21 protein-coding genes are annotated in these 19,341 nt (G+C 72.6%); 4 read left to right on the top strand and 17 right to left on the bottom strand.

Features of this window, described 5'->3' with window-relative positions:
• The first annotated feature begins 402 nt into the window (after positions 1-402).
• Positions 403-1,464, top strand: coding sequence for an NPCBM/NEW2 domain-containing protein (locus tag GSF22_RS14935; RefSeq protein ID WP_208814178.1), 1,062 nt, complete (start codon positions 403-405; stop codon positions 1,462-1,464).
• A gap of 85 nt (positions 1,465-1,549) precedes the next feature.
• On the opposite strand, the gene GSF22_RS14940 is transcribed toward GSF22_RS14935, so the two are convergent.
• Together GSF22_RS14940 and GSF22_RS14945 are read right to left on the bottom strand one after the other, a co-directional pair.
• The gene (locus tag GSF22_RS14940; RefSeq protein ID WP_208814179.1) at positions 1,550-1,930 is read right to left on the bottom strand and encodes a VOC family protein; all 381 of its coding nucleotides are present in this window, start codon (positions 1,928-1,930) and stop codon (positions 1,550-1,552) included.
• A gap of 158 nt (positions 1,931-2,088) precedes the next feature.
• Positions 2,089-3,294 (bottom strand): MFS transporter, encoded by a 1,206-nt coding sequence (locus GSF22_RS14945; RefSeq protein WP_208814180.1) that lies wholly within the window; start codon positions 3,292-3,294, stop codon positions 2,089-2,091.
• Between the two features lie 551 nt (positions 3,295-3,845).
• On the opposite strand from GSF22_RS14945, the gene GSF22_RS14950 reads away from it, so the two are divergent.
• Positions 3,846-4,202 carry a hypothetical protein gene (locus GSF22_RS14950; protein WP_208814181.1) on the top strand — a complete coding sequence of 119 codons (357 nt, stop codon included), beginning with the start codon at positions 3,846-3,848 and terminating at the stop codon, positions 4,200-4,202.
• A gap of 50 nt (positions 4,203-4,252) precedes the next feature.
• Here the strand turns inward: GSF22_RS14950 and yidD are convergent, their stop codons facing one another.
• Together yidD and GSF22_RS14960 are read right to left on the bottom strand one after the other, a co-directional pair.
• Positions 4,253-4,690, bottom strand: coding sequence for a membrane protein insertion efficiency factor YidD (yidD, locus tag GSF22_RS14955; protein WP_208814182.1), 438 nt, complete (start codon positions 4,688-4,690; stop codon positions 4,253-4,255).
• 86 nt (positions 4,691-4,776) lie between these two features.
• Complete coding sequence (locus GSF22_RS14960) at positions 4,777-5,475, bottom strand: alpha/beta hydrolase (protein ID WP_208814183.1); 699 nt, start codon at positions 5,473-5,475, stop codon at positions 4,777-4,779.
• 154 nt (positions 5,476-5,629) lie between these two features.
• Here GSF22_RS14960 and GSF22_RS14965 point away from each other — a divergent pair, with 154 nt between their 5' ends.
• Positions 5,630-6,172, top strand: coding sequence for a sigma-70 family RNA polymerase sigma factor (locus GSF22_RS14965; RefSeq protein ID WP_307804004.1), 543 nt, complete (start codon positions 5,630-5,632; stop codon positions 6,170-6,172).
• A complete protein-coding gene (locus GSF22_RS14970; protein WP_208814185.1) occupies positions 6,165-7,475 on the top strand; it encodes a WD40/YVTN/BNR-like repeat-containing protein in 1,311 nt (436 codons plus the stop codon). Before GSF22_RS14965 ends, GSF22_RS14970 begins: the two co-directional genes overlap by 8 nt.
• Before the next feature lie 58 nt (positions 7,476-7,533).
• Here the strand turns inward: GSF22_RS14970 and GSF22_RS14975 are convergent, their stop codons facing one another.
• The 13 genes from GSF22_RS14975 to GSF22_RS15035 form a co-directional block, all read right to left on the bottom strand.
• Complete coding sequence (locus GSF22_RS14975) at positions 7,534-8,484, bottom strand: GlxA family transcriptional regulator (protein ID WP_208814186.1); 951 nt, start codon at positions 8,482-8,484, stop codon at positions 7,534-7,536.
• Positions 8,485-8,487: 3 nt separating this feature from the next.
• Positions 8,488-9,138, bottom strand: a complete 651-nt coding sequence (locus GSF22_RS14980) for an isochorismatase family protein (RefSeq protein WP_208814187.1) — start codon at positions 9,136-9,138, stop codon at positions 8,488-8,490.
• A 97-nt stretch (positions 9,139-9,235) separates the two neighbouring features.
• Positions 9,236-10,009, bottom strand: a complete 774-nt coding sequence (locus GSF22_RS14985) for a lysophospholipid acyltransferase family protein (protein ID WP_208814188.1) — start codon at positions 10,007-10,009, stop codon at positions 9,236-9,238.
• A 72-nt stretch (positions 10,010-10,081) separates the two neighbouring features.
• Positions 10,082-10,993: an alpha/beta fold hydrolase gene (locus GSF22_RS14990; protein ID WP_208814189.1), complete on the bottom strand. Its 912-nt coding sequence runs from the start codon at positions 10,991-10,993 to the stop codon at positions 10,082-10,084.
• Complete coding sequence (locus GSF22_RS14995) at positions 10,986-11,501, bottom strand: hypothetical protein (protein WP_208814190.1); 516 nt, start codon at positions 11,499-11,501, stop codon at positions 10,986-10,988. Before GSF22_RS14995 ends, GSF22_RS14990 begins: the two co-directional genes overlap by 8 nt.
• A gap of 72 nt (positions 11,502-11,573) precedes the next feature.
• Positions 11,574-12,143, bottom strand: coding sequence for a DinB family protein (locus GSF22_RS15000; RefSeq protein WP_307804007.1), 570 nt, complete (start codon positions 12,141-12,143; stop codon positions 11,574-11,576).
• A gap of 152 nt (positions 12,144-12,295) precedes the next feature.
• Complete coding sequence (locus GSF22_RS15005) at positions 12,296-14,353, bottom strand: amylo-alpha-1,6-glucosidase (protein ID WP_208814192.1); 2,058 nt, start codon at positions 14,351-14,353, stop codon at positions 12,296-12,298.
• Entirely contained in the window at positions 14,353-14,724 is a 372-nt protein-coding gene (locus GSF22_RS15010) for an SCP2 sterol-binding domain-containing protein (RefSeq protein WP_208814193.1), read from the bottom strand. The genes GSF22_RS15005 and GSF22_RS15010 overlap by 1 nt, the downstream gene beginning before the upstream one ends.
• Before the next feature lie 172 nt (positions 14,725-14,896).
• A complete protein-coding gene (locus tag GSF22_RS15015; protein WP_208814194.1) occupies positions 14,897-15,313 on the bottom strand; it encodes a CBS domain-containing protein in 417 nt (138 codons plus the stop codon).
• A 174-nt stretch (positions 15,314-15,487) separates the two neighbouring features.
• Positions 15,488-15,928: a PPOX class F420-dependent oxidoreductase gene (locus GSF22_RS15020; protein WP_208814195.1), complete on the bottom strand. Its 441-nt coding sequence runs from the start codon at positions 15,926-15,928 to the stop codon at positions 15,488-15,490.
• A 157-nt stretch (positions 15,929-16,085) separates the two neighbouring features.
• Entirely contained in the window at positions 16,086-17,111 is a 1,026-nt protein-coding gene (locus GSF22_RS15025) for an aspartate-semialdehyde dehydrogenase (protein WP_208814196.1), read from the bottom strand.
• A gap of 181 nt (positions 17,112-17,292) precedes the next feature.
• Positions 17,293-18,627 carry a M16 family metallopeptidase gene (locus tag GSF22_RS15030; RefSeq protein WP_208814197.1) on the bottom strand — a complete coding sequence of 445 codons (1,335 nt, stop codon included), beginning with the start codon at positions 18,625-18,627 and terminating at the stop codon, positions 17,293-17,295.
• A 34-nt stretch (positions 18,628-18,661) separates the two neighbouring features.
• Positions 18,662-19,341: M16 family metallopeptidase (locus tag GSF22_RS15035; RefSeq protein WP_208814198.1), on the bottom strand; the 680-nt coding region annotated here is incomplete at its 5' end.

Genomic DNA, 19,341 nt, shown 5'->3' on the forward strand with positions numbered 1-19,341 from the left:
CCTTCACCCCCGCCGCCTGGGCCGGCTTCCTGCACGCCACCCGGACCGGCCACCTCACCACCCGCTGAGCCGCACCGCACCGCACCGCACCGCGCACCGCAGCACCTCACCGCGCCGCACCCCGCTGCACCGCGCACCGCGCGCCGCGCCGCACCTTGCTGCACCGCGCACCGCGCCGCACCCGCGCACCGCACCCCGCTGCACCGCGCGCCGCGCTGCACCCGCGCGCCGCAATTTCGGGGAGGATGCTGTCGCACCCACCGATCCGGGCAGCATCTTCCCCGAAATTGTCGGCTACCGCCCGGCACAACGTCAGCGCCGCGATTGTCGACAGTGGATCACTCCTGATACGAAGGGCACTGATCCATGGTGTCGGAGCGATCGGGTGGGCACGTGCGGGAATTGACAATTCTGGCTTTCGCAGCGCTGGCTGCCTGGATCGTCTGGTGGCTACTCGGCCGGACGGCGACCCGGACGGCGACCCGGACGAGGCAGCCACCGGTCCGACCCAGGGCGACGACAGCCGGGCCACCGCCGAACGTGCAGCCGGGCGAGATCTGGTGGGCGTACGTCCCGTTCCGGGACACCAACGACGAGAAGCACCGGCCCTGCCTGGTGCTGACCGTGCAACCCGACTCGATCGGCGTCCTCAAGATCACCAGCCAGGACAAGAGTCACCGCCGTGACCACCTGCGGATTCCCACCCTCGACTGGGACCGTACCGCCGACCACGACAGTTTCCTCGACATCTCGGCGCCGATCCACCTCGGATGGCACGACCTGGACCACCGGGCCGGCACGATCGATGCCTTCGTCTGGCAGCAGGTCCGTCAACTCCACCCCACCGGCTCCAGCGGTCCCCCGCCGTACCCCGGGACCGGCCCGTCCGGCGGGTCACACCCCGGGAGCGGCCCCTCCGTCGACTGGTCCCGGACCCGCGCCCTGGCCCTCCGGGCCGCCGGTGCCGCCGTGGCCTTCCTCCTGGTGCTCTGCTGCGGGCTCGGCTGCCTGGACATCGTGCGGCAGGGTGGCCAGCCGGACGCCGCCAAACCGGAGGCCTGGCTGTACGAGCTGTCGGCCGTCGCGACCGAGGGCGGAGAGTCGGGCCAGCAGGTCGACAGCACGCTCGGTGACCGGCGGTACCCGGAGTCGACCGGGCTGTGGGTGGGGTGCGAGAGCAGCCCGGCCAGTGTGACGTACCAGCTCGACGGCGGGTACCGGCGCCTGACGGCGACAGCCGGGCTGGACGCGCACACCCCGCAGAACCTGACCGCCCGGATCGTGGTGAGCGCCGACGGGAAGTCCCGGGTCAGCGTGACCGTGTCCCGGAAGACCACCGCCAGGGTCGACGTGGACCTGACCGGCGTCCGGCTGCTCACCCTCTCCGCACAGCGCACCAGAGGCACCTGCGGGACGGCCTCCCGTCCGTACGGCGCGCTCGGTGACGCCGTGCTCCTCCGCTGAGCGGACCAGCTCGTACCCCGTTCACAGGAAGTCGGGCTGTCGTACGAGGTGGACAGCCCGACTTCCTGGAAATGGTGGGGCCCGGTCAGCCGCCGTACGGCCGGGTGATGACCTCCATGCCGTGCCCGGACGGGTCGAGGAAGTAGAAGCCCCGACCCCCGTCGTTGCGGTTGATCTGCCCGGCCCGGCTCAACTGCGGATCGGGGTAGTAGTCGACCCGGGACAGGGTGACCCGGTCGAGGATCCCGTCGAACTCCTCCTCGCTGACCAGGAACGCGTAGTGCTGGGGAACGATCTGATCCTCGGGCACCGTGGCGAAGTCGAGGGTGACCGCGTTGCTGGTGACCACGGGCAGGAACGGGCCGAAGGGTGCGCCGACCGACAACCCCAGGATGTAGGCGAGGAACTCGGCGGACTCCTGCCGGTCCCGGCTGGCGACGATGGTGTGGTTCAACTGAACTGGCACTGTGGAATGCCCTCCCAGGCATCTCACCGGCACCTCGTGCGCCGCACCCGGACGGTGACGACGTGTGATGCCGTACCCCGACCCTAGTCAGTCAGCGGTTTCGCCGCATCCCCGGCGGGACCCGGCAGGACCCGGCGACCCGGCGGAGCCGCCGGGCATCAGCGGCCCCGGCGGCGGCTGAGCAGCGCGGCGGCGGTGATGGTCACCGGCGCCAGCGCGAAACCGATGGTGACCGCGTCGACCGCCAGCCCCGCGACCGGCCCGACCGTCAGCCCGGCGGCCGTGTCCAGGAGCAGCCCGTCGAGCGCGGCGCCGACCGCGCTGCCCCCGGCGAAGGCGGTCGCCACCCAGGCGAACGACTCGGCGGCCGTACCGGCCGGGGCCACCCGGTCGACGGTCATGAACACCCCGGTCAGTACCGCCGGCAGGGCCAGCCCGCTGACCGCCACCAGCACGATCATGACCGCGGGTACCGGGGTGAGCAGCACCGGCAGGTAGCCGACGGCGAGCAGCCCGACCAGCATGGGCAGGCGACGCTGCGGATCACCGACCGGGCGCCGGGCGGAGACCAGCCCGCCGACCAGCGCACCGGTCGCCTGCGCGGCCAGCAGCCAGCCGGCCCAGGCCGGGGTCGCCTCGGCCTCGGCGTAGCCCGCGACCGCCACCGTGGTCGCGCCCACCCCCGCGCCGATCAGCGCCGTCGTGACGAGCAGCAGTCGCAGGTACGCCGACCGCAGCGGCCCGGCCCAGTGCCGGGGCGCCGGTTCGCCCCGCCATCGGCGTACCACGGGCGCGGCGGTGAACACGGCCGTGCCGACGATCTGCCCGACGGCGATGGTGACCAGTCCTCCGGCCGTGCCGGCCAGCCCGACCGCCGCCACGGTCACCACCGGCCCGGCAATGAAGATCAACTCCTGGACGGTGACGTCCAGGGTGTACGCGGTGTGCAGCAGGCGCTCGCCGACCAGATCTTTCCAGAGCACCCGTAGGCACGCCTCGAACGGCGGTGCGCCGAGCCCGGCGGCGACGGCGGCCGGCAGGGCGAGCAGCGGGCCGGGCCGGGCGGCGACCGCCAGGAACCCGACGGTGGAGAGCACCACCGCGCCCCACATGACCGGCGACTGCCGCCACCGGTCCGCCATCCGGGCCAGCAGTGGCTGGCCGACCGCCATCCCGGCGGTGTACGCCCCGACCAGCAGACCCGCCATCGAGATGGTCATCGACTCCCGGGCGGTCAGCAGCAGCGCCAGCGGAGCGGCGCCCAGCGGGATCCTTCCGATCAGACTGGCCACCAGGACCCAGGTGACCTGCGGTGCCCGGAGCACCGTGGAGACAGCCGGCGGGGACGCCGGTACGGCAGACATGACTCTTCGCTCCCTGCGCGAGTAAACGGGTAAGGACAGGTCGGATGGTCCACACGGGACCGGCCCGACCGGTCAGGGAGCGAAGTCGCTGCGCTCGTGGTCGTTGCCGTACAGGGGCAGGTCCGGCCGCACCCACTGTGCGTACGCGGCAGCCACCGCGTCCAGACGTCCCACGCCAGGCACTCTAGCCGTCTCCCTGCTGCCGTCCACCCCGTTTATCGCGCCGCGCGATACCTTTTGCGTTTCCCCTGGGCGCCGGTAGGACGTGGCAGCATGCCGGAAAAACGGCACCCCGACCTACCGGGAACGCGTCAGAGAATGCAACAACAACAGGCACTCCTTACCCGATCCGATTCATTATCCTATATTTTCGCAGCTCAGGGACAGCGCCTCGACGATCGGAGGCTCACCCGGCCAGCACCCCTAGTGACCCCTAGTCAATTCCCGACCCCCGACCACCATTGCGACGGGTTGAACTCGACACCGACGTCAGTACGATCAATGGCGGCCTATGAAATAGGCATTCACCATTTACCCGACCTGGAGGTCGAATGTCAGCAGTGTCAGCGAAGAAGCGTGCCGCCGGTTTCGCCCTGGCCCTGACCGGCGCCATGGCGGCGACGCTCGCGCCCGCCGGTGCGGCTTTCGCCGCACCGGAGATCGGTGCCCTCGGGTGCAGCTCCGGCTCCAGCATCTACGCCTGCTACACCGGCTACTCCGGCGCGGTCGACCCGGTCTCCATCCGCTGGTACGTCAACGACGTCCACTCGGCGCAGAACGACAACCTGCCGTCGATGAGCGTGTTCTGCACCCCGGGCACCACCGCCACCATCAAGGTCGTCGTCTCCGACGCGTCGGGCAGCGACACCGCTTCCACCAGCCACCTGTGCCGTACCCGTTGGTGGTGACCAGCCCCGTCAGCCGGTGACCGTCGCGCGGCTCGGGACCGCCGCGCCGGTCACCGGCTGACCACCGGGTCGTGGGTACCGCGCGGCACCTTCGGACCGCACCGGCGTACCCGGTCCGCCGCCATCCGACCACCCACCGCCAACCCGTACCGCTCCACCGCCACCAAGCCGTACGCCCCACACGTCGGCGTGAACCGGCACCGACCCGGCCAGTGCGGCGACAACCACCGCCGGTAACCCCGGATCGCCGCCGAACCCGCCCGGTCCACCACCGGCACCCGGGCCACCGACGCCACCGACGCCCCCAGCATCAACAACGTCGAGAACAGGCCGAAGTCGCAGCAGTCCGGGCCGTCGCAGTCGCAGCCGTCGCAGGAGTCGAAGTGGCGCTTCTTCTTCCGGCCCTTGTGGTGGTGCCGGTTGTGCTTGCAGTCACCGACACAGACATGGTCACGCCGGCGACCGTGACCGGATCTCACGTTGAACATGCGCGACATCATGCTCCAGCCGCGCCACCCCGCCGCAGCGGGCCGCTGAGTCGTCCCCGGGCGCCAGCACGGACCGGACGACCGGCTCAGCCGCCGTCCGTGACGCCCAGCCCGGCCCGGTACGCCTCCAGCCGGTCGGCCAGTTCCACCGGCCGACTGAGCATCACCAGATGCCCACCGGCCATCTCGTCCGGCGGTACACCCAACCGGTCCCGGACCACGCGCCGCATGAAGTCGGCCGGGAAGAACCGGTCGTCCCGGCAGAGCAGGAACCGGGTCGGCACCTCCGGCCAGGCCGGCAGCGGCCAGGGCCGCTCCATCGGGGTCATGGACTGACCCCGGTCGAGCCGACCGGCTTCGGCGGCCACCTCCGGTGGTACGTCGTGGAAGAACGTCTCCGCCAGGTCGGCGTCGGCGGCGACGCCACCCCGCGCGGCCTGCTCCCGCCGGGCCTGTTCGTAGCCGGTGTTGTCCCACCACCGTGCCGGCGGCTCGCCGGGCACCGGGATCATCGCGCTGAGCAGCACCAGCAACCGCACCGGCAACCGCTCGCAGACCAGCGGCGCGGTGAAGCCACCGAGCGAGTGCGCCACCACGATCAGGTCCCGCCGCTCGCCGACCGCCCGGACGACCGCGGCAGCGTACGCGTCGAGACCGGCCGAGTCGTCGTCGGCGGGCAGGTCGACCGCGACCACGTCCCGCCCCCGCGCGCACAACTCCGCCCGGAGGCGGTGCCAGGTCCAGGCGGCGCCCCCGGCACCGGGGATCAGCACGTAGGTCGCCATGCGCCCTCCTCACCCGCCCCGGCGGCGCCCACCGTCACCGGGTAGTTACCCCTACCATCAGGGTCCGACAGGACTCCCCCACCGCACCCGGGTGTCACCGGACCGACCGGCCGTCGGTCGTACCGGGTGGACAACGGAAACGGGAGGGAACGATGTGGACGGACAGACACAGGTCCAGGAGGTGTACGCCGCGTCGGCGGCCCGCCTGGTGGCCCAACTCTTCGCGGTGACCGGGGACTACGCCGAGGCGCAGGACGCGGTGCAGGAGGCGTTCGTCCGGGTACTCGCCCGGCCGGGCCGGCTGCGCCAGGTGGACAACCCCGAGGCGTGGCTGCGCACCATCGCGCTGAACGTGGCCCGCTCGCGGTACCGGCGCCGGGCGGTGTTCGACCGGCTGGTCCGCAGTGGGCGACTGGCCCCCACCGGCCAGGGCGTACCGGAACTCTCACCGGACCATGTCGCACTGGTGGCCGCGTTGCAACGGCTGCCCCGCGCGACCCGGGAGGCGGTGGTGCTGCACCATCTGGCCGACCTGCCGGTGGCCGGGGTCGCCCAGGCGCTGGGCTGCTCGGTCGAAGCGGTCAAGACCCGGCTGGTCCGGGGCCGGCGCGCACTGGCCGCCGACCTGACCGAGACGGAGAACATCGGCGGGGCCGCCGTCAGCGGCAGCAGGGACCGGGGGGTACGTCATGCCTGAACTCGACTTCCGTGGGCCCGACTTCCGTGGGCCCGACTTCCGTGGGCTCGACAGCGCCGCCCAGGCCGCGTTCCGGCCGCACTTCGCCGACGTGCTGCACCGGGCACGGCGGCGCCGTCGTACCCGGATCGTGGCGGCGGTGGTGACCGGCGCCGCGGTCCTGGCCGGCGGCGGGGTGGCGGTCGCGCAGCTACCCGCCCGGCATGCCCTGCCCCCGGCGGACAGTCCGACGCCCACGCCGGAGTTCCTGCCCGCCCCCGACCCGGCCGCCTCGGCCCGGGCGCAGGCTCCGGGGCGGCGGACCAGGTACGGTCCGACGCAGGCCGGCGACCTGGACCGGCTGTACGTCCGCTACGGCGACTGCCGGGACCGGGACTGCGCCCCCGGGGTCGCGGTCAGCGCCGACCGGGGCCGCACCTGGCAGAAGATCCCCCTGCCGGTACCGGTCAACTCGCTGGCGGCCCTGTACCCCACCGGCCCGCGGACCGTGGCCGTCCGGGTCCAGACCCAGTTGGCGGCGCCCGGCGGCACGATTACCGGTGAGAAGTTCTGGCTGACCAGCCTCGACGGGGGACTGACCTGGCGCCGGGCGGAGCTGCGGCAGGTGCCGGCGCTGCCGGCCGGGGCCCGGGTGCCGGACCGGATGCCCGGCCCGGACCGGGACCCGCTGATCACCGTGGACCCGTCCACCGGGGACGTGCTCCAGTTGGCCCACAGGTCCACCCTGCGGTCCGCCCGGTTCGTCGAGAGCATCCCCGTCGACGCGGGACTCTGGGTGAGCGGGTCCACCGGCGCGAGCACCGGACCGGACAGCCGGATCAGCTACACCGGCAGCGCGGTCGAGGTCAGCCGGGACGGTGGCCGGAGCTGGCAGCGGTACGTCTTCCCGGAGCAGATCGTGTCGAACGACGACTTCGGTGGCGTGGCGGTCGCCAGCCACAACGGGCAGACGGCGTACGCGGTGGGCCGGGTCGGCGCGACGTTGCGGATCTACCGCACCGTCGACGGCGGCCGGAGCTGGCAGCGGACCGCCGCCACCGCCCAGGTCGGCGAACGGCGCATCACGGCGGCGGTCCGCTCCGACGGGACGCTGGTCGTCCAGGCCGGACTGGACGCCGGGGAGAACCCGGTGATGTTCACCAGCACCGACCGGGGGAACAGCCTGCAACCGGTGCCCCTCGGACCGGGCGCCTCGGCGGTTCCCGTGCCGGGCGGGTACGCCCAGTCGGGCTGGCCGCAGAGCAGCGCGGTCTGGCTCTCCGTCGACGGCGACGACTGGTCCCACGTCGCCCCACCCGACTGATCCGCCGGTCGTGCGGGCCACCCCTCCCCCGTTGAATGCTGATCATGGCCGGCGGCGGTCAGGCCGCCAGGCCATGATCACCCCCGTTCGCGGGGGCGGGGTGGCCGGTCCTGTTGCGCAGCCGGCGCAGCATCCGGGCGTCGGCGAACCCGACCGCCCGCGCGGCGGCCTCCACCGTCGTACCGTGCCCGATCAGGTGCTCGGCCCGCTCCACCCGGAGCAACTGCTGGTAGCGCAGCGGGGTCAACCCGGTCGCCTGCCGGAACACCCGGGTCAGGGTCCGGACGCTGACCCCACCGGCGCCGGCCAGCTCGGTCAACGGCAACGGATCGACGAACCGCTCGTCGATCAGGTCCTGGATCCGGTGCACCGCGTCGCTGAGGTGGGACCGGTGCCGCAGCATCGCACTGGCCTGCGGCTCGTGGCCGTTACGGCGGGCGTAGACCACCAACGACCGGGCGATCCGGGCCGCCACGCGGGGGCCGTGCCGGGTCGCGACCAAGTGCAACGCGACGTCGATACCGCTGGCGATGCCGGCCGAGGTGACCACCCGGTCGTCGACCACGTACAGCACGTCCCGCACCACCGTGGCCCGGGGATGCCGTCGGGCCAGGTCGTCCTGCACGTCGTGGTGACTGGTGCACCGCCGACCGTCGAGCAGACCGGCCCGGCCCAGCGCGTACGCCCCGGCGCAGATGCTGGCCACCGTGCCGCCCGCCGCGTGGTGCGCGGCCAGCCGGGTCAGGTCCGGTGGGCGTACCGCCGCCCCGCCCGGGTGCGCCGCGACCCGCCAACCGGGGACCACCAGCAGGTCCGCCGGGGTCAGCTCCGGCCACCCCTGCTCGGCGTGCAGTGGTACGCCCTGCACGGTCGGCACCCGGGGCTGGTCGGCCACGTAGTGCAGCCGGTAGTCGTAGCCGAGGTCGGCCGCCGTGGAGAAGACCTGGGCCGGGCCGGCGAGGTCCAGCAGGTGCAGCTGCGGCACGAGCAGGAAGACGACCCGGGCCACGGCTCAGCCCCGGACCGTGGCGGCCGGTACGCCCGCGCCGACGGGGTCGGGCCGGGCCGCCCCGGAAACCGGGCCGGTCAGGTCGTCGACCGAGGCGATGGTGGCGAACCGCCCGGCGAGGGCGTACTCGGTGCGGGTGACCACCTGCTCGGTGGTGAGGGTACGCGGATCGGCCAGGATCTCCGCGACCCCGGCGGTCGGCGGCAGGTCCCGGTGCGGCAACGGGAAGGTCATCGTCGCGTCGGTCACGAAGGTGACCCGGAAACCCAGGTCGAACCCGAGCCGGGCGGTCGTCTCACAGCACTGCTCGGTCCGGATACCGCAGATCACCAGGTCGCGTACCCCGTGCCCGGTCAGGATCTGGTGCAGGCCGGTGGTGGTGAAGGCGTTGTGCGCGGTCTTGGTGAGCTGTGGTTCGCCGGCCTGCGGGGTCAACCCGTCCAGCAGCCGGACGTACCCGCCCGCCGGGTCGAACACGGTGCCGCTGCCCCACTCGGCGTGTAGGACCCAGACGACCAGGTCACCCCGTTCCCGGGCGGCGTCGACCAGCCGGTCGACCCGACCCACCAGGTCCGGGTTGGACCGGTACGGCCAGAGCGGTAGCTGCCGGAAGGACTCCTGGACGTCGACGACGACGAGTGCGGTACCTGCCATACCCCGATCCTGGCTCCCCGACGGGCGGTACGGCAGGCACCATCGCGCCCGGTAGCGGAACGATCCGGTCAACCTCCGGCACCCGCGCCGGTTCGGGTCAGCCGGCCGTTTCCGCCGCCGGGTCGGCGTCCGGTACCCCCCGGCGCTGCGCCTCCAGCCGGGCGGCCTCCTCCAGGGTGGGCGCGGTACCGCCCAGGTGCACGGGCTGCCACCAGGTGTCGTCGGGACCGGCCGGGGTGTCCGGGTACTCCCGCTGCGCCCGGTCCACCAGGGCGGTCAGCCGCTCCGTCAGGTCGGCGTTCATCGCGTTGGCGTCGGGATAGTCGGTCGCGTGCATCGGCTCGCCGACGATGATGGTGATCGGTACGTGCCGACGGGTCAGGGTGCGCGGGCGCCCCTTCGTCCAGAGCCGCTGCCCACCCCAGAGCGCGACCGGCAGCAGCGGCACCCGGGCCGCCTTGGCCATCCGGGTGGAGCCGCTCTTGAGTTCCTTGACGGTGAACGAGCGGCTGATCGTCGCCTCGGGGAAGACCCCCACCACCTCGCCGCCCCGCAGCGCGCGCAGCGCCGCACCGTAGGAGGCGGCCCCGGCGTCCCGGTCCACCGGGATGTGCCGCATCCCGCGCATCAACGGGCCGGCGATCCGGTTCTCGAAGACCGACTGCTTCGCCATGAACCGGACCAGCCGACCGGACTCCTGGGCCCCGAATCCACAGAAGATGAAGTCCAGGTAGCTGACGTGGTTGGCGGCCATCACCGCGCCCCCGCTGCGCGGTACGTGGTGGGCGCCCTCCACGGTGATCCGCAGGTCCAGCACCCGGAACATGGTCTTGGCGGCGGCGATCACGGGCGGGTACACGAGTTCCGGCATTCCGCGACATTACCCCGCCGGATCCGGCCGGATCTTTGCGGCTGCCGGGTGTCCCGGCGTTCCCCTACCGGTTCACCCCGCCCCGGCCAGAAAACGGATCACCAGCTCCGCCAGCGGCCCGGGACGTTCGACGACCATCGCGTGGCTCACGCCAGCCAGCGAGTGCACCCGCAGGCGGGGGTTCGTCGCGGAGACCTCGGCCAGGCGCCCGACCAGACCCTGCCGGTACGCCCCGTAGAGCCGGGCGAACGGACGCTGCTCGGGCAGATCCTCGGTGGCCAGTACGTGCAGCAACGGCACGGTCAGGTCCCGGTAGAGCGGCACCAGGTCGAGTTCCGCCATCAGCTCCCGGAGCCGGGCCAGCACCTCGGGACCGGGTCGCAGGCGTACCACGTCGCCGTCGACGACGAGATTGCGCTCGAAGGCGGCGAGCGCGACCGCCTCCGGCTGGCCGTGCCGGGCGGCCATCGCCAGGTGGGCGGCACGGAACTGGGCCACCTGTTCCCAGGTCAACGGCGCCGCGAGCGCCCCGGCCATCGAGGTGAAGACCGTCGCCAGTCGGGCCAGTTCCCCGCTCGCCTCCCCGGTGTCCAGGCCGACGAGCTGGTCGGGACGGACCGGGGTGGGGTTGCCGTCGAGATTGACCGCGCCGGGGCACTCCGGATGCCGGGCTGCCCACTGCGCGGCCACCATCCCGCCGAGGGACAGCCCGACCACCGCCGGTGCGTCGAGACCCAGTTCGGCGGTCACCGTGACAAGGTCGTCCTCGACCGCGTCCCAGCTCCACGGACCGTCCCCGGACCGGCCGTGGCCGCGCAGGTCGACGACGACCACCCGGTGGGTGGCGCGGAGCAGCTCACCGAAGGGGACGAGCCCGGCGAGGTTGCCACCGGCCCCGGGGAGCAGCAGCAGGGGTGGACCGTCACCGCCGAGGTCCCGCACGGCCAGGGGGACGCTCCCCGACCGGAGCACGGTGTCAGTCATGGTGCGACCGCCCGTCCCGCCGACCGGGTACCGCACCGGGGACGGTGGGGCCGACGTCGCGGGCCCGGAGCCGGTCCCGTACCGAGGCGGGGGTGACGCCCCCGTCCGGGTGCCGGGTGAGCTTGCCCCGGGTGACCAGGTCGTGCACGCCCTGGCGAGTGATACCGAGCATGGCACCGGCCACCGCGTACGAGACCGAGGTGGCGGTGGGGTGGCCGACCCGCCAGGCGAGCGCCTGCCCCAGGGGGGTGCGCCACCAGTCCGTGGGCGGGCTGAACGGCCCGTCGTCGGGATAGAGCGTGGCGACCAGCCGCATGATCACACCGAGTGCGGTGCTGTCGTCACCGGCGAGGATCCGGTGCGCCCACTCGCCGGCCCGGCTCCGGACGGCCGTCCGGAGGGCCGACACCTCGGTGTCGGATTCGAGCAGGATCTCCAACGGATCGAGCAGCCGGATGTCGAGCAGCCGGGTGAGGTGTGCGGAGAGTTCCGCCTCGTTGGGTGGCACGATCCACCCCCCCTTCCTTGACGACCATCGTCAAGCACTTGACGCTAGCTGTCAAGGAGGATGCCGGAGGGCTCAGTCAGCCGGCTGCCAGGGCCGCAACCAGGGGGTGGCCGGCCATCGCTCCGCTGCGGCCAGCAGCGGGTACGCCGTCGCGCCGTCCACCGCCTCCCGGACGATGTCCGCGTGCCCGGTGTGCCGCCCGACCTCCTCGATCAGATGCAGCAGCACCCAGCGCACCGACCACGCCTCGACGTCGGCGGGGAACCAGGGCACCGCACGCGGCACCGGCACCGGCTGCCCGAGGTCGGCGACCCCGGCGAGCACCGTCTCCGTCCGCCGCGCCACCTCGTCGTACCCGGCCAGCACCCCGGCGAGGGTCTCCTCCGGCGCCAGCCGGAACTGCGCCTCGTAGTCCCCCTCCGGGGTCATCGCACCGTGCTCGACGAGGTCGATCCACCACCGCTCCATCGACGCGACGTGCTTGATCAGGCCGCCCACGCTCAACGCGCTGACCGTGGGGGTCGCCCTCGCCTGCTCCTCGGTGAGCCCGTACGCGGTGACCCGGATCTGGTGACGCTGGTGGGCGAGATAGCCGAGCAGAGCGGACCGTTCGTCGTGGACCGGGGCAACGAGTGCGGGCACGGTGGCACCTTCCGGCGGTGGGATGGGAACGGCACCCATCCTCACCGCCGGGTACGACAGTTCCGGGGCGGCCGGGCCAGCTGACCCGGTCCGGCGGCCGGCAGTCCGGTGCAGGCGGCCGACGGCCCGGGTCAGGCGGCCGGCGGCCCGGGTCAGGCGGCCAGTCGGTCGATCTCCAGTCGGCCCCGGGCGAAGGCATCCACCCGACCCCACCGGCCCGGAATGTCCAGCACCTCGATCCGGCCCATCCCCACCGGCAGCACCGGCTCCACCGCCAGGTGCCCCTCGTGCGGCTCGATGCCCAGCATGGTGCGGATCAGCAGCATCGGCGCACCGGTCGACCAGGCCTGCGGGCTGCACGCCGTCGGGTACTCCACCGGGAACTTGGTCAGCTCCCGCCGGTACCCGCCGAACGCCTCCGGCAACCGGCCGTCGAAGTACACCGACGCGTCGATGATGCCCTGGGCGATCGTCGCGGCCTCCTCGGCGTACCCGTACCGGCGCAGCCCCCACGCGATGAACGAGTTGTCGAACGGCCAGATCGTGCCGTTGTGGTACCCGATCGGGTTGTACCGGACCTCGCCCTCCGCAAGGGTGCGCACCCCCCACCCGCTGAACAGTCGCGGCCCCACCAGGTGCTCGGCCAGCTTCGCCGCCCGCTCCTCGGTCACGATGCCGCTCCACAACAGGTGACCGATGTTGGACGACAGGACGTCCATCTGGCCGCCCTCCGGGTCCAGCCCGAGGGCGTAGAACTCGCCGTCGGCCACCCACCAGTCCCGGTTGAACCGCTCCTTCAGCTCGGCGGCCTCCCGCTCCAGCCGGTCGGCGAACGCCGGATCACCCCAGAACTCCCGGGCCAGCCGGGCCGCCCGGACCTTGGCGTCGTAGGCGTACCCCTGCACCTCACAGGTGGCCCGGGGAAATCCCGGCAGCCGGCCGTCGGAGTAGGAGATCGAGTCCCAGGAGTCCTTCCAGCACTGGTTCTCCAGACCGGTGTCGGTGTTGCGCCGCTCGTACCAGATGTAGCCGTTACCCACCAGGTCCGCGTAGTCGTCGATCCACTTAAGTGCCGCCCGGGTCTCCCGTTCCAACTCCATGACCAGCGCGCTGTCCCCGCTCCACCGCTCGTACTCGTCGAGCAGCACCACGAACAACGGCGTGGCGTCCACCGAGCCGTAGTACGGCGAATGTGGCTGCTCCTCGAAGGCGGCGCTCTCGCCGTACCGCATCTCGTGCAGGATCCGGCCCGGGTCCTCCTCCCGGAAGTCGTCGAACCGGGCGCCTTGGAGGGCGGCCAGGATCCGCAGCGTCGTCCGGGACAGCGACGGGGTGAACGGCAGGGTCTGGAGGCAGGTCAGGATGCTGTCCCGACCGAACATGGTCATGAACCACGGCAGACCGGCGGCCGGCAGTGTCTGCCCGGCCAGCGAGACCGGCGAGAAGCGCAACGCGGCCAGGTCCACCAGGCTCCGCTTGTACGTCCGGGCCAGCGGCTCGCACTCGCAGTTCACCTTCGGCGCCGCCGCGATCCACTCCTCCAGGTCGTGTTGCAGGGCGAGCCGCTCGTGGCCGTGGGCCTGGAGCCCGATGCGCAGGTCCCGACCACCCGGACCGACCGCCGCCGTGTGTACGTCGACGTCGACCTGCCACTGCTCGTTCGGCTCCAGCCGGATCGAGTACGCGAAGCCGTTCCGGTCGTACCGTGGCCCGCCGGTGGCCGCGATCGTCGTCTCCCGGCAGAAGTTGCCCCGCCGGTAGCCCAGCCGCAGCCGGTCGGACTCGACCTCGGTGTAGATCTCGCCCTTCTTGTTCAGGATCTCGTCCTTGACCTCGAAGAGGTCGGCGAAGTCGGAGCCGGCGTCCATCCGGACCTCCAGGTCGACCGGCACCTCGTCGTGGTTGAGGATGGTCAACCGTTCCCGGAAGCTGCTACCCACCGCCCGCTCCCGGATGATCGACAACTTCGCGTCGACGTAGTGCGTGGCCATCCCCGGTACCAGGAAGAAACGCGCCTCGTAGTACTGGAGGTCGTCGTAGGAGAGCGGGGTCAGCCGCTCGCCGTTGACCGTCAGTACCCACTTGGACAGAAACCGGGTGTCGATCGAGAAGAGCCCGGCCGGCTCGATCGGCGTCGCCTCGATGTCGCCGGTCTTCTCGGAGACCACAAACGTGTTCCCGTCCAGGATGCGGACCAGATTCTCCCCCATCAGCACGCCTCCTTGACGAAGTCCCGGCGCGGCCCACGCGCGTGCGGCGTACCGGGAAGGATCCGCTCGATCTGGAGCACCAGCAGGGCGTTACCGGTGACCGTCAGGTCCCCCCGGAGCAGGGCGGCGATCACGTGCTCCCGCCCGACGGCGATCTCGTCGAACAGCTCCGGACTGGTGCTGATCACCGTGTCGGCCTCGTGGTCGACCCGGCTCACCTTGAGCGTGCCGTGGTCGACGACGACCAGCCAGTGGTCGGTGTGCGCGTCCTCGCGGAAGTCGAAACGCACGGTCCCCGCAGCCTTCTCCAGCCGGGGTTCGTACCCCCGCCGGTCCAGCTCGTCGAAGAACCGTGTGGTGGCCTCCCCCATCAGGCGTCCCCCTCCGTACGGTGTCACCGGACGTCACCGCAGGGTCCCCACCCGCAGGCAGCCCAACCTCACCCCGATCGGGTGAGCCCGAGATGCAAGGAAGGGCCCCTTCCTATCGTTTCCGGTATAGGAAGGGGCCCTTGTTAACGCCTGGGAACCGTGGGCAGCCAGGTCAGTTGTTCGGATCGTCGGCGCTGATGTCGGCCAGTACCGACTGCGGTTCCCGCTCGACGGCGAGGTCGCCGATGGAGACCAGACCGATCAGCCGGCCGTCCTCGAGCACGGGCAGCCGGCGTACCCCGTAGGTGCGCATCAGGTCGGCGGCGGCCACCGCGTCGTCGTACTGGCTGACCGTCACCACGTCCGAGGTGGTGATCTGCCGCAGCGGCGTGCTGGCCGGGTCCATCTGCTCGGCGACCGCGCGTACGGTGATGTCCCGGTCCGTCACGATCCCCACGACGTCGTCCCCGTCGGTGACGATGACGTCACCGATCGCACTGTCCCGCATCTCCTGCGCCGCCGCGGTGAGCGTGTCGTTGGCGTCCATGGTCACCAGCCGGGTCGTCATGAACTCTCCGACGGTCGTCATGCTGCTCCCCTCTCGTGTCGGCACCCGCGGTCTACCCGACCGGCCGGAGAGGTAACGGCGCCGCCGCTGACGGCACGCGGGACGCGGGTGGTGCAGGCGAGGCACCCGGCACGCCGGTGGTGCAGGCGGGCACCCGCGCCGCCGCCCACCGCGCCCCGGCCGGCAACGTCGGGGTCAGCCGCGCGGCGGTATCCCGTACACCCGCTCGACGTGCAGCCGCAGCACGATCCGGCGGTCGGCGACCATCGCCCGCCGGTAGTCGTCCCAGTCGGGGTGTTCGCCCTGCACCGCGCGGTACAGCTCGACAAGCTCCGCGACCGTCGGGTCGGCCGGGTCGGCGGCCACCGGGGTCAGCTCGGCCCGCGCCTCGGCCACCGCGTACGCCCAGCCGTCGGCCGTACCCACGTGGAAGCTGGCCCGGGGATCACGCCGCAGGTTGGCGGTCTTGGCCCGGCCGTCGGTGATCGAGACCCGGATCAGGTTCCGGTCCCGGTCGAAGGCGTAGTTCACGTTGGAGAGCTGCGGTCGGCCGTCCCGCTTGATGGTGGCGAGCACACCCAGTCGCCCGTCGGCGATCAGGTCGGTCAGCCGTCGGGTCGTGGCGTCGTCGGCCATGGGAGCCTCCTGTCTGTCCCGGCTTCCGGGCTGCTGCCGGCGTCCCCCGCCAGCCCCGGCTCCGGTTCACCGTCGGTCCGGCTACGGTTCACCGTCGGTCCGGCTCCGGGTCACGGCCGGTCCGGCGGGTCAGCCGCCGGACCGGGCCCGGAGATGCTCAGCGTGACCCGGCGGCCACCAGCTCGGCAAGCTGTACCGCGTTCAGCGCGGCGCCCTTGCGCAGGTTGTCGTTGGAGCAGAACAGGGCGAGGCCGTGCTCGACGGTCTCGTCCCGGCGGATCCGCCCGACGTACGTCGGGTCCTGGCCGGCCGCCTGCAACGGGGTGGGTACGTCCGACAGCGCCACGCCCGGCGCCCCGTCGAGCAGTTCCCGGGCCCGCTGCGGGCTGATCGGATTGGCGAACCCCGCGTTGATCTGGAGCGAGTGGCCGGTGAAGACCGGGACCCGGACACAGGTACCGGAGACCTTCAGCCCGGGGATCTCCAGGATCTTGCGGCTCTCGTTGCGCAGCTTCTGCTCCTCGTCGGTCTCGGCGGAGCCGTCGTCGACGATCGAACCGGCGAGCGGGAGCACGTTGAAGGCGATCGGCCGGGCGAACGAGCCGGGCGCGGGGAACTCCACCGCAGCACCGTCGTAGGCCAGCCCGGCGGCCTGCTCGGCGACCTTGCGGACCTGCTCGTCCAGCTCGGCCACGCCGGCCAGGCCGGCGCCGGAGACCGCCTGGTACGTCGAGACGACCAAGCTGACCAGCCCGGCCTCGGCGTGCAACGGGCGCAGTACCGGCATCGCGGCCATCGTCGTGCAGTTCGGGTTGGCGATGATGCCCTTGGGGCGTACGGCGGCGGCATGCGGGTTGACCTCGGCCACCACCAGCGGCACCTCGGGGTCCATCCGGTAGGCCGAGGAGTTGTCGATCACGACGGCCCCGGCGGCGGCGACCTTCGGCGCCAGCGCCAGGGAGGTGCCCTTACCGGCGGAGAAGAGCACGATGTCGAGCCCGGTGTAGTCCGCCGTCGCGGCGTCCTCCACGGTGATCTCCCCGCCCTGCCAGGGCAGGGTCTGTCCGGCCGACCGGGCGGACGCGAAGAAACGCACCTGCTCCGCCGGGAACTGCCGCTGCGTCAGTACCTGCCGCATCACGCCGCCGACCTGGCCGGTGGCTCCCACAATGCCGATCCTCATGACCGCGAGGCTACCCAGGTCGGCGGGGTGACGGGCACCCGTATCCCATCGCCCGGACCGGGAGAGGCCCGAGTGTGACCCGGGCCATGCCCCGGTCCGACCGGCGTACCGGAGACAGGTGTTAGGAAGGGCCCCTTCCTATACCGAAAGCGTTAACAGGGGGCCCTTCCTTACACCTTTCCTACAGCAGGTCGCCGAGGCCGCTGGCGGTCAGCTCGTCGCGGATCACCGCCGCGTCCCCCTCGACCACCAGGGTCAGCCCGTCCGCCCGCAGGTGGTTCTGCGCGGCGGCGGACACCTCCGCCACCGAGGCGTCCAGCAGGTGCCGGCGCAGCGTGGCGTGGTAGTCGTCGGGGAGCTGGTGCACGACCAGGGTGCTCAGCGCCCCGGCGATCGCCCGGGGGCTCTGGAGTTCGACGGAGAGCTGACCCGCCCGCCAGGACCGGGCCACCGCCAGCTCCGGCTCGGTCACCCCTTCGGCCTGGGTACGGGTGATCTCCCCCACCGTGTCGACCAGGGCGGGTACGGTCACCGCCGTCTGTACCCCGGCGCTGACCGCGAACCGGCCGAACCGGCGGGACAGCCCGAAGTCGGCCCGGATGCCGTACGTGTAGCCGCGCACCTCGCGGATCAGGTGGTTGAGCCGGGAGGTGAACGCCCCGCCGAGCACGGTGCCGGCGAGCACCATCGGCACGTGGTCGGGGTGCGCCCGGTGTGGCGCCGGATGCCCGATCCGCAGCGTCGACTGCACCGAGCCGGGCCGGTCCACCAGGATGATCCGCCGGCCGTCGCGGATGCGCACCTCGACCGGTTCCGCCGGGGCGACGGCTGCCGGCCGGGTACCGGCGAACGCCGCCGCGCCGAGCGCGTCGAGGTCGAGCCGGTCCAGGTCGCCGACGACGATCAGGGTGCCGGGCCGGGTCAGCCACTCGGCGTGGAACCCGGTCACGTCGGCCACGGTCAGGCCGGCGACCGAGTCGGGGTCGCCGTACATCGGGCGGCCGTGGCGGTTCTCGACGCCGAACAGGTCGGCCCGCAGGGCGGCGTCGGCGCGGGGGCCGGGGTTGGCCCAGTCCATCCGCAGGGCGGTCGCCTCGTCGTCGCGGACCCGCTCGACGTCGGCCGGGTCGAGCCGGGGCGTACGGACCGCTTCGGCGAGCAGTTCCACGGCGGCCGGCAGACGGTCCACCGGCGCCTGCACGCTGACCTGGAAGGAGTCCCAGTCCAGCGAGGTCACCAGCTCGGTGCCGAGCCCTTCGACGGCCAGCGCGTAGGCGGTGGAGTCACGGAGGATGGTGCCCTCCTCCAGCCCTTTGGCGACCACCCCGCCGACGCCCTCCCGGCCAACCGGCTCGCGGCCGGCGCCCGCGTCGAGCAGCAGCAGCGCGACGGCGAGCCGGTGGCCGGGCAGGTGCGCGGCGACGACGTCACCGCCGGCCACGCTGCGCCGCACGACCTCGGGGAACCGGTACGGGCGGGCGGCGCCCGGTGCCGGACGCTCGGTGATCAGGTTCATCGGGCCGTCTCCTCGGACGAGATGGTCGTCAGGTTCATCGGGCCGTCTCCTCGGACGAGATGGTCGTCGGGGGCAGGGTCGTCTCCTCGGGCCGGGCCTGTTCCCGGGGCAGGTAGGTCAGGGTCACCCGGTCCTGCGGGGCGAGTACCTCGGCGGCGACCTCGGCAACGCGGTCGGCGGTGACGGCCAGCCAGGACGGCAGCCGGTCGGCGGCCTTCGCCGGGTCGCCGAACTGGGTCGCGTACCGGCCGAGGGTGTCCGCCCGGCCGTCCACCGTGGACAGATGCCGCCACCAGGCGGTGGTCAGCAGGGCCTTGGCCCGGTCCAGTTCGGCGTCGGTCACCCCGCCGGTGGCGATCTCGTCGAGCACCCCGGTCAGCCCGGCCTCCAACTGCTCGGCGGTCACCCCGGGGCGGGCGGCGGCGGTGACGATCACCGGTGCCGGGGCGTGCGCCAGGTCCACCCCGTACGCCCCGACCAGGTCCGGCTGGGCCAGCCGTGCCCCGTCGGCCAGCCGCTGGTAGAGCCGGCTGCCCCGGCCGCTGCCCAGGATGGTGGCGAGCACGGTCAGCACGTCGTAGTCGGGCGTGCCGAAGGGGTACGTGCGGTGCGCCAGGTAGATCCGGGGGGCCGGCACGTCACCGGTCACCGTCTCCCGGACCGGCTGCCCGGTGCCGGTAACCTCCCGGCCGTCCGGGGCGGGCGGGATGTCGC

It is taken from the genome of Micromonospora echinofusca (assembly GCF_017614955.1).
GTDB lineage: Bacteria > Actinomycetota > Actinomycetes > Mycobacteriales > Micromonosporaceae > Micromonospora > Micromonospora echinofusca_A.

Bases quoted from the DNA above. Each gene is read 5' to 3' on its own strand.
- GSF22_RS14985 (WP_208814188.1), bottom strand. From the start codon at position 10,009: ATGCCGGAACTCGTGTACCCGCCCGTGATCGCCGCCGCCAAGACCATG.
- GSF22_RS14950 (WP_208814181.1), top strand. From the start codon at position 3,846: ATGTCAGCAGTGTCAGCGAAGAAGCGTGCCGCCGGTTTCGCCCTGGCC.
- GSF22_RS14945 (WP_208814180.1), bottom strand. From the start codon at position 3,294: ATGTCTGCCGTACCGGCGTCCCCGCCGGCTGTCTCCACGGTGCTCCGG.
- GSF22_RS14970 (WP_208814185.1), top strand. From the start codon at position 6,165: ATGCCTGAACTCGACTTCCGTGGGCCCGACTTCCGTGGGCCCGACTTC.
- GSF22_RS15030 (WP_208814197.1), bottom strand. From the start codon at position 18,627: ATGAACCTGATCACCGAGCGTCCGGCACCGGGCGCCGCCCGCCCGTAC.
- GSF22_RS14960 (WP_208814183.1), bottom strand. From the start codon at position 5,475: ATGGCGACCTACGTGCTGATCCCCGGTGCCGGGGGCGCCGCCTGGACC.
- GSF22_RS15010 (WP_208814193.1), bottom strand. From the start codon at position 14,724: ATGGGGGAGGCCACCACACGGTTCTTCGACGAGCTGGACCGGCGGGGG.
- GSF22_RS15005 (WP_208814192.1), bottom strand. From the start codon at position 14,353: ATGGGGGAGAATCTGGTCCGCATCCTGGACGGGAACACGTTTGTGGTC.
- GSF22_RS14980 (WP_208814187.1), bottom strand. From the start codon at position 9,138: ATGGCAGGTACCGCACTCGTCGTCGTCGACGTCCAGGAGTCCTTCCGG.
- yidD (WP_208814182.1), bottom strand. From the start codon at position 4,690: ATGTTCAACGTGAGATCCGGTCACGGTCGCCGGCGTGACCATGTCTGT.
- GSF22_RS14990 (WP_208814189.1), bottom strand. From the start codon at position 10,993: ATGACTGACACCGTGCTCCGGTCGGGGAGCGTCCCCCTGGCCGTGCGG.
- GSF22_RS15025 (WP_208814196.1), bottom strand. From the start codon at position 17,111: ATGAGGATCGGCATTGTGGGAGCCACCGGCCAGGTCGGCGGCGTGATG.
- GSF22_RS15015 (WP_208814194.1), bottom strand. From the start codon at position 15,313: ATGACGACCGTCGGAGAGTTCATGACGACCCGGCTGGTGACCATGGAC.
- GSF22_RS15020 (WP_208814195.1), bottom strand. From the start codon at position 15,928: ATGGCCGACGACGCCACGACCCGACGGCTGACCGACCTGATCGCCGAC.